Origin of the sequence: Siphonobacter sp., assembly GCF_048595215.1 — a bacterium.
Taxonomy (GTDB): Bacteria; Bacteroidota; Bacteroidia; order Cytophagales; family Spirosomataceae; genus Siphonobacter.
Genome location: NZ_JBMDWJ010000333.1, coordinates 1 through 9,239, shown reverse-complemented (window position 1 = coordinate 9,239; position 9,239 = coordinate 1). Strand labels below are relative to the sequence as shown.

The 9,239-nt window shown below is 50.5% G+C and carries 6 protein-coding genes; 3 read left to right on the top strand and 3 right to left on the bottom strand.

All coding sequences use genetic code 11. From position 1 onward, the window contains the following. Positions 1–497 precede the first annotated feature (497 nt). Positions 498–1,460, bottom strand: coding sequence for a TIGR03885 family FMN-dependent LLM class oxidoreductase (locus tag ACOJTG_RS20730; protein WP_420155560.1), 963 nt, complete (start codon positions 1,458–1,460; stop codon positions 498–500). 479 nt (positions 1,461–1,939) lie between these two features. On the opposite strand from ACOJTG_RS20730, the gene ACOJTG_RS20725 reads away from it, so the two are divergent. The 3 genes from ACOJTG_RS20725 (at position 1,940) to ACOJTG_RS20715 (ending at position 6,609) form a co-directional block, all read left to right on the top strand. Beyond that, positions 1,940–2,404: a MarR family winged helix-turn-helix transcriptional regulator gene (locus ACOJTG_RS20725; RefSeq protein ID WP_420155559.1), complete on the top strand. Its 465-nt coding sequence runs from the start codon at positions 1,940–1,942 to the stop codon at positions 2,402–2,404. Between the two features lie 151 nt (positions 2,405–2,555). Then, a complete protein-coding gene (locus tag ACOJTG_RS20720; RefSeq protein WP_420155558.1) occupies positions 2,556–3,581 on the top strand; it encodes an aldo/keto reductase in 1,026 nt (341 codons plus the stop codon). 268 nt (positions 3,582–3,849) lie between these two features. Beyond that, positions 3,850–6,609 (top strand): M14 family metallopeptidase, encoded by a 2,760-nt coding sequence (locus ACOJTG_RS20715; protein ID WP_420155557.1) that lies wholly within the window; start codon positions 3,850–3,852, stop codon positions 6,607–6,609. Positions 6,610–6,735: 126 nt separating this feature from the next. On the opposite strand, the gene ACOJTG_RS20710 is transcribed toward ACOJTG_RS20715, so the two are convergent. Next, positions 6,736–8,691, bottom strand: coding sequence for a sialate O-acetylesterase (locus ACOJTG_RS20710; protein WP_420155556.1), 1,956 nt, complete (start codon positions 8,689–8,691; stop codon positions 6,736–6,738). 215 nt (positions 8,692–8,906) lie between these two features. After that, on the bottom strand, positions 8,907–9,239 hold a 333-nt coding region (locus ACOJTG_RS20705; RefSeq protein WP_420155555.1), incomplete at its 5' end, for an ATP-binding protein.

Below are 9,239 nucleotides of genomic sequence, written 5' to 3'. Positions count from 1 at the left end.
TAAATTAAAAAAGACGCTTCGGTTCATCTTCTTCGAACGGAACACCGCTCAGACTCTGGCTTTCGCTGCTACTTCCATACGCAGTAAGCTAGTAGGTGGACTTCACAGGTGATACATTTTTCTTATATCAAGGAAATTCTTTACGGCACTAAGCATACCACTTATTTTTAATGGCTTGCTATGATAAACTGACCATGGGTTATACCCATGGCTAATCTAATGAAACCCCTTCGGGGTTAAACGGTCACATCTTCCCTATTTCATCTAGTCTTGTATGCCGCCTCGCCAACCCTAAAGGGGTTCAATATCAATAGCCCCGTATGCAATGCGGGGTACCGCTAACCTGGTAAATTCCGTCCTATATGCTTAGGAGGAATTTCGCGTCACAGACGCGAAACCAGACCACCCCGATTGAAAATCGGGGTGAGCTAGGTGAGCTATGTGCTACGGACAACCTGTCCCGCTACCTTTACGAGTTTACCTTCGTAAACTGGAAACTACCCCTGAATTTGCGGGATTACCTTTTCTCCAAACGTATCGATGAAAAGTTCCTGTTCGCGGTTGACATTATGAATGAGTAGTTGTTCAAATCCCAGCGACCGGTACTCTTCCAGCCAGGCGATATGCTGCTGAATATCCGCCGAAATATTAATCATTTCTTCCACTACCGCCGGGTTCACCTGATCGCCTAAGGCATCGAACTGTTCAGGATTCCGGATTTCGGTAAGTACCGTATTGGGTAATACGTTACTTCGCCATTGTTCGTAGGCCAATTGTTTGGCTTCCTGTTGCGTACGAGCATAAGAAATCTGAATTTTCAAATGCATGGGCTTGCCTTCACCCCCACCCCGCCGGAACGCATCAACCACTTTTTGAAGCTGGGCCTTCGGCTGGGAAACCGTAATCAGTCCATCGGCCCAGCCGCCGATCCACTGGGCCGTTTGCGGCGTAATCGCCGCTCCGAAAATGAGCGGGTTTACTTTTGGTCGACTGTATAGCTTCGCCTCTTCCACCGTCACCAAGCCTTTGTGCGTTACGGTTTCGCCCGCCCATAAAGCCCGCATAATATCGACGCATTCTTTCAGGCGGGCATTTCGTTCGGCTTTCATGGGCCAGCCGTCACCGGTAATGAGTTCATTCAGAGCCTGACCGGAGCCCACCGAAATCCAGAATCGTTCGGGGAACATCTCCGCCAGCGTAGCCGCCGCCTGAGCAATGATGGCCGGGTGGTACCGCTGACCGGGAGCATTCACTATGCCATAGCTAAGCGAAGTAGCCTGCATGGCCGCTCCGAGCCAGGACCAGGCAAAACCGCTTTGCCCCTGACGGGTCGTCCAGGGATGAAAGTGATCAGAAGAAAGAGCGGCGGTAAAGCCAGCCTGTTCGGCCCGTTGAGCAAACGTTAATAGTTCACTGGGTTTAAATTGTTCGTGAGAGCAGTGGTAGCCTACTTTAAGCATGGATACAAACAGATTAGTGGGTGATACAACGCGTGTAAAGCATCCTTCTGGTGAAAGTTTTATGCCACCCAGCGAAAGACTAAATTATTGAAATCTAAAAACGGGATTAAAAAACGGTTATTCCCATTCTTCCCCACTTCCTTTATTCCATTAACATTGAGGATATTTGTTCATTAAGACCTCTCCGTAGCAACTAAGGGTTCGCTGCATGAAACCGGGTCTTAAAATGACCTCTTTATCTAATCCTATGAAACTACTTCATGAGTACCTAACCCGGAGTCATTCCCTCCGCGACGTTGGGCGAATCTTCTGTAACGAGCCTGTTCCTGAAGGAGCAGGCTTCCGGTCTTGAATCTGGTAGCATAACGAAGATTCTTGAATCGTCCTCCCGTACTCTTTCTTTTTCAGCGTTTACGGCTCCGTCTGAACGACTCGTAGACGTATCTCAAATTTGTATACAGTTAGTATTCTTTCTTCGTATGGAAAATGAAACCCATGTGAGTATCAATACCTTCAGTATGTCTGAAGATAGCAATGGCTTTTTACTCTGGAAAGTCAGTAATCTTTGGCAGCGGGAGTTGAAAAACCACCTGGATCCTTTCGGACTTACCCATTGCCAGTTTTCCCTATTAGCCAGCGTCTATTGGAATAATCAGATTAAAGAGCAGGTTACGCAGGTTGATCTCTCGGAACACACCCGAATCGATCCGATGACTACCTCAACAGTGGTTCGAACGTTAGAAAAAAAGGGACTCATATCCCGTACCGAACATACGACGGATACGCGGGCCAAAGCCCTGGGACTGACACCCAAAGGAAAAGATACTCTGGAAAAGGCGATTCAGAGCGTAGAAGCCTTTGAAGAACAGTTTTTTAACCTATTTAAGGATAAAAACGAAGACCTCCGACAAACGTTGCAGCTATTACTCAACTACTCCCGTTAAGTAACGTATACCGTGACTTTTATTAGTAAAATCTGCTTTGGAAGCCCTTGGCCCTTCCATTGTACGATAATTTTCTCAGCTTTACCAGCCCTTTCTTTCAACCTTGAAGGTCAGGGCTGGTCCTTTTTTCTACCTCTTATTCAAAACCTGTATGGAATACAGAACCTTAGGAAACACTGGTTTTAAAATCCCCGTCCTGAGTTTTGGTACGGCTACGTTTGGCGGCGGAACTGAGTTTTTCAAGGCCTGGGGTAATACCCAACTGGAAGAAGCCAGTCGGATGGTAAACCTTTGCATCGACGCAGGAGTCAGCCTCTTTGATACGGCTAACGTTTACTCCCGGGGCATGTCCGAGGAAATTCTAGGACAGGCCTTGTCGGGTATTCGGCATCAGGCACTGATTTCTACGAAAGCCACGTTCAAAATGGGCGATGGCCCGAACGACTTCGGTTCCTCGCGGTATCATCTAGTCAAGGCCTGCGAAGACAGTCTGCGTCGGCTGCGTACGGATTACATCGACATTTACCACATGCACGGCTTTGACGCCCATACGCCGGTAGAGGAAACGCTGCACGCGTTGAATGATCTCGTTGAAAGTGGAAAGGTTCGGTACATTGCCTGTTCCAATTTTTCGGGCTGGCATTTAATGAAATCGCTCTCCGTTTCGGAACGCTACGGCTGGTCGAAATACGTGGCTCATCAGGCTCACTATTCCCTGATCAGTCGGGAATTTGAGTGGGAACTCATGCCGCTGGGCATCGATCAGAAGATTGGCACCATCGTCTGGAGTCCGCTATCCGCCGGGCGACTGGGTGGTAAGTACCGCCGGGATAATCCCCTACCCGCCGATAGCCGCCTTGCTCAGGGTGGTGGCGAAGGCCCCATTATTCCCGATGATTTTCTATATAATCTGCTCGATGTACTCGACGAGGTAGCCGCTGAAACCGAAAAATCGGTCGCTCAGGTTGCTCTAAACTGGCTCTTACAGCGACCCACCGTTTGTAACATCGTCATCGGAGCCCGTACGCCCGAACAACTCCAGCAAAACCTGGCATCTGTGGGTTGGAATTTGTCCCCGGAGCAAGTCAAGAAACTCGATGCTGCCAGTGATCGATATCCCGTGTATCCGTACTGGCACCAGCGAAAATCACCGCAACTGAATCCATTGCCCGTATGATTCTTCCGGGACGATCCGTATCCGTTCGCGGGTACGGATCATTGCTTTTCAAAGTCCGGATACAACCCCTCAAAACCGGGATTTAGTAGATACAATAAAGCGGTTTGGCGTATTTCGCTTGCCTAACGCTACCGAAGCCCTATCTTGTCTTGGGCAAAACGGGATTCTAACCAATCTTTCTTTGGCGGATAGTAAAAAAACGAACTTTTGTACGGTTTGCTGACGAATTCCTTTCCCATTGCTTTTTTCCCAACATTCCTTTTCATCTATGATCCGTAAATTTTTACTGGGTAGTGCATTTTTACTGGCGGTCACGCTCGCTCAGGCACAAACCATTCCTTCGCCCAAAGAGCATTTCGGCTTCACGATTGGCGATGACTACCACCTGTCGAACTACACCCAAACCGAAGCGTACTTCAAAAAACTAGCCGCCTCGGATCGGGTTAAACTCGTCGACATTGGAATGACCGAAGAAGGACGGCATCAGTATATGCTGATCGTTTCGTCGCCGGAAAACCTGAAAAAACTGGATCGGTACAAGGAAATCTCTACGAAGATGGCCCGGGCCGAAGGTCTGAATGAAGAGCAGGCTCATGCGTTGGCCAACGAAGGGAAAGCCGTTGTCTGGATTGATGGCGGACTTCACTCAACGGAAACCGTGGGTACGATGCAACTCATCGAAACGGCCTGGAACCTCGTCAATCGGAAAGATCCCGAAACGATGCGGATTCTGGATAAAACCGTAATCCTGCTCACGCACGCCAATCCCGACGGCCATGAACTGGTGGGCAATTGGTATATGCGGGAAAAAACGCCCGAGAAACGCTCGCAAAGCGGCTTGCCCCGGCTATATCAGAAGTACGTAGGTCACGATAACAACCGCGATTTCTTCATTCAAAACATGAAAGAATCGCAGAACATTGGTCGGCAGTTGTTCGTGGAATGGATTCCGCAAATCATGTACAACCACCACCAGACGGCCCCGGCGGGTGCGGTCGTGGCGGGACCTCCGTACCGTGATCCCTTCAACTACGTTTTTGATCCGCTGATGATTACGGGGATCGACGCCGTAGGAGCTTCGATGATTAACCGGCTGAACGTGGAAGATAAACCCGGATTTACGCGTCTCGGCGGATCGGTGTTTTCGACCTGGTACAACGGCGGTCTGCGGACAACGACGCACTTCCACAATATGATTGGTCTGCTGACGGAAATGATCGGTAACCCAACACCAGCGGAAGTCCCGTTGGTACCCAATCGTCTGATTCCGAATGGGAATACGCCTCTGCCCGTTACGCCGCAAAAATGGCACTTCAAGCAATCCATTGATTATTCAGTTTCGTTGAACTACGCCGTGCTGGATTACGCTTCGCGACACGCCGATGAGCTTTTGTACAACATTTATAAAATGGGCAAAAACTCCATCGATCGCGGCAGCAAAGATTACTGGTCACTACTGCCCAAACGCGTAGATGCCCTGACGCAGGCGTATCAGGCCGATCAGAAAAAAGAAGGCGGTCGCTCCGAAGGTCGGGAAGGGCGTTCGGAAGGCGGCGTACCGATGAAATACTACGATAACATCTTTAAAAACCCAACGCTTCGCGATCCCCGTGGCTTTATTATCCCCGCCGATCAGGAAGGTTTTTCCAATGCCACGACGTTTGTCAATGCTCTGATTCGTACGGGTATTCAGATTCATCAGGCTACGGCTGACTTTACGGTTGCGGGTAAGAAATACCCGGCGGGTTCGTACATCGTGAAGACGGCTCAATCGTTCCGTCCGCACGTGCTGGATATGTTCGAGCCGCAGGATCACCCCAATGATTTCCAGTACCCCGGCGGACCTCCGATTCGTCCCTACGATGCGGCGGGCTGGACGCTGGCCTTCCAAATGGGCATCAAGTTTGACCGCATCCTGGACAAATTTGATGGTCCTTTTCAAGCTCTTCCCTACGGTGAACTGGTGAAAGCTCCAGGTAAGCTGGCGGCTTCGGCGGCGGCGGGTTATACCCTGAGTGCAAAGGAGAACTATTCATTCATCGCCGTTAATGATTTGTTACAGGCCGGGGTTGACGTGTATCGTTTGCCACAGGGTATTTCGGGTAAAGAAGCGGGTACCTTCTTTGTTCCGGCTTCAGCCAAAGCCAAGCAGTTGCTGGACAAGTCGGTAAAAGACCTGGGCCTTGACGTAGAGGGGGTTAGCAAGAAACCAACGGGTTCGTTGGTGAAAGTATCACCCATGCGAATTGCCTTGTGGGATACCTACGGCGGATCTATGCCTTCGGGCTGGGTACGCTGGATGATGGAGCAGTACCATTTCCCCATGAAGTTACTCTTCGCTCAGGAAATTGACGGCGGTGATCTGAACAAGAAATATGACGTGATCATCTTCGTGACGCGGGCGATTCCGGCCGTACGCACCTCGGGTGCTGGCGAATACGGTGGCTACATGATGCGGGAACCCAAAGCCGACGAGATTCCAGCAGAATACCGCTCGACGCTGGGTCGGATTACGCCCGAGAAATCGATTCCGCAACTCAAGAAATTCCTGGAAAATGGTGGTAAGGTGGTTACGATTGGTACGAGTACCAATTTGGCGTATCACCTGGATTTACCCGTAAAAAATGCACTGGTGGAAATGACGGCCAGCGGTACCGAGCGTTCCCTACCGAACGAGAAATACTTCATTCCCGGCAGTATTCTTCAGGTAAATCTAGATTCGACGCAGCAGGCGACCTGGGGTATGTCGAACCTCTCGGATGTCTACTTCGATTCAAGTCCGGTATTTAATCTGGCTCCGGATGCCATCGCCAAGGGTACGGTGAAACCACTCGCCTGGTTTTCTTCCAACAAGCCGCTCCGCAGTGGCTGGGCCTGGGGTCAGTCCTACCTTCAGGGCGGCGTAACGGCCTTCGAAGCTCCGGTGGGCAAAGGAACCCTCTATGCCTTCGGCCCTGAAATTACCTTCCGGGCTCAGGCTCAAGGTACCTTCAAACTGCTGTTTAATCAGTTGTATGGTTTGAAGTAGGTGTTGAATAGGAACGATTTATCAAGCAAAAATCCCGGTCGTATAAAACGACCGGGATTTTTGCTTAAGCATTGGATTGGGTTAAAACCCAACTCTAAGAATCGGAACGGATTAAAATCCCCCCATTTATTCAAACTTCGCTTTCACGGTAACCCCCGGCCAGTCATCCGTTCGGAAGGGGCTAACCGGGAAACCGTCTGCACCATACAGATTGGCATCCACCGGTGAATCCGCCCAGCCGTAGCGAACCGACGCGATTTTCTGTCCTTTGGGGTGGCTGACGACCACCGTGTTGCCTTTTATCTCGGCTTTGGCGTAATGGAATACGTGATCATCGCCGGCCACTTCAAATCCTTTTAAATATCCGTATTTATCCCGGACCTCTAAACCTGAATCCGCGTATTTGAAGGAAATAACCGCCTGGTTGCCGTTCATCTGAACGTTGGTAAACAGCGGCGAACGGGGGTTGGCTGGCTGGTTAAAGTCCTGTACCAGAGCCTCTGATGCCAGACGGTGGCCTACGTCCTGTTTATTGGTGGGGTGAATATCTTTGGGATTCCCCACATCGGTCGTGACGGCCATTCCCGTTTTCGGCAGCCGTAGCGTCATCGTCTGGGCTTCCCGCAGTTCAGCCCAGTTACTCCCCTGATTGCTGTTTTGCTCGGCTCCATAACTCGAAAGCTGGACGAAATAAAAGGAGAACTCATCCTGCCATTTTTTCCGCCAGTCCGTAATCAGCAATGGAAAAGCTTCCCGATACTGATAGGCCCGTCCGGCATTGGTTTCACCCTGGTACCAGAGCGTTCCCCGCATTCCGAAGGGTACCAGCGGAGCAATCATGGCATTGTATAAACTTGTCGCCACATTGTTACTCAAATGAACGTAGGTATGCGGTTCGGCGAACGAAGGCATCAGTTTCCAGTGATCGAACAGGCTGATTCTCTGATTTCCTACCTGAACGTATAAATCATTAGTAGACCCTTCCAATCCGAGACCGAACCAGGGCAGGTGGACCAGATTACCAAATTTGATAACGAGGCGGTTCGCTCCTTCCTGCCAGGTACCCGCCGGAATTTTGATGGTACGTACGCCCTTCAACACGCCTTTCGAAACCAGCGTACCGTTAATATACATTTCGTTTGGACTATCGTTTTCTGCAAGCACTAGGGTTGTTTCCTGCGTACGGGCCTCCGCGGGCAGCTCAATCACGCGGGCCATGTAGCCCTGCCCCCGAAACGCCCAGATTCCCTTCCAGTCCCACTGACCAATGGGATTATCGGTACTATGCCAGGACGAGAAATCGTAACCGGGCTTGAGATAGGATTCCTCATCGGCCCGACTGGGTTGTACGCCTTCCCGCTTAAACAATTGTTTTCTTAGCTTCTGATCGTGTTGGGCATCGGCTTCTTCCCAGGTCTTGGGCAACCGCTGGGCGTAAGCCTGAAATTCTGGATTCCCCGCCATGCCTTCTTTGCTGATCCAGCCTTCAATTTGAGAGCCACCCCAGGACGAGTGAACCAGACCGATGGGCACTTTCAGCTTCTGGTATAACTCACGGGCAAAGAAAAAGCCAATGGCGGTGAAACCACCCACCGTTTCGGGAGAGCTAACTTGCCATTCCCCCTGCGTAAGATCCGTTTTTGGCTCTAGGCTAACTTCGTGTTCAACCTTGAAATGACGAATCTGCGAGAAATCGGCGTTTTTCTTTTCCTCGGCGAACCGATTGGATTGGGCCACGGTCCACTCGATATTCGACTGACCCGAACACAGCCATACTTCACCAATCAGTACATCGTTAACCGCGATCCGTCCTGATTTGGCCTGGGCACTCAGCGTATGCGGTCCGCCTGCCTCCAGGGGCTTAAAAAGAACTTTCCAGCTTCCATCCGCCGCCGCCCGTACGGATTGCGTTTGTCCAGCCAGCGTCACTTTGACCGTTTCTTTGGGTTGGGCCCAGCCCCAGACCGGGATCGGTTTTTGGCGTTGAAGTACGACGTGATCGGAGAATAAACGGTTGAGCCGAACCTGGCTAAAACCGGCGTTTGCTAGGCATAATAGCAGAAGAATAAGCAGCCGTGACATAAAATAAGGGTAGAGTAAATGGTATAGGTTTCTGCCTTTTGAAAACAAGTTTTCAAAAATAGAAGAAGTTCACATCGCTTCAACTTCCCTTTCGACTACGTATGCGATTTTGATGGGAAAAGATTAGTACGCGTCAAGGCATTTAACCGTTTGGGGATAAAAAAATAACCCGAAGGCCTTCGGGTTATTGCGATAGCATCGTTTTCCAAATACAATTAAACGGACTTAGGAAAGGCAAGGTCGAAGTAGAAGCGGGAGCCCTGACCCTGCTGACTTTCCACAAAAATCTGACTCTGGTGCAGACTCAGCAGCAAATGCACAATGGCCAGGCCCAGCCCCGTGCCCTTGAACTTGCGGGTCGTGTCGAGTGAAGCCTGGGAGTACTCCTCAAAAATCTGCTTCAACGACTCCTCGGGAATGCCAATGCCCGTGTCCTGTACTTCAAAGCGAAGGTGGTAACGTTCGGGCGTCGTCTCCAGAAGTCCTACGCTCAAACTCACGCTGCCCTGCTGGGTAAACTTGATGGCATTCGTCAGCAAATTGCTCAG

Coding starts and splice junctions, on each gene's coding strand:
- ACOJTG_RS20725 (WP_420155559.1), top strand. CDS start 1,940: ATGGAAAATGAAACCCATGTGAGTATCAATACCTTCAGTATGTCTGAA.
- ACOJTG_RS20715 (WP_420155557.1), top strand. CDS start 3,850: ATGATCCGTAAATTTTTACTGGGTAGTGCATTTTTACTGGCGGTCACG.
- ACOJTG_RS20730 (WP_420155560.1), bottom strand. CDS start 1,460: ATGCTTAAAGTAGGCTACCACTGCTCTCACGAACAATTTAAACCCAGT.
- ACOJTG_RS20720 (WP_420155558.1), top strand. CDS start 2,556: ATGGAATACAGAACCTTAGGAAACACTGGTTTTAAAATCCCCGTCCTG.
- ACOJTG_RS20710 (WP_420155556.1), bottom strand. CDS start 8,691: ATGTCACGGCTGCTTATTCTTCTGCTATTATGCCTAGCAAACGCCGGT.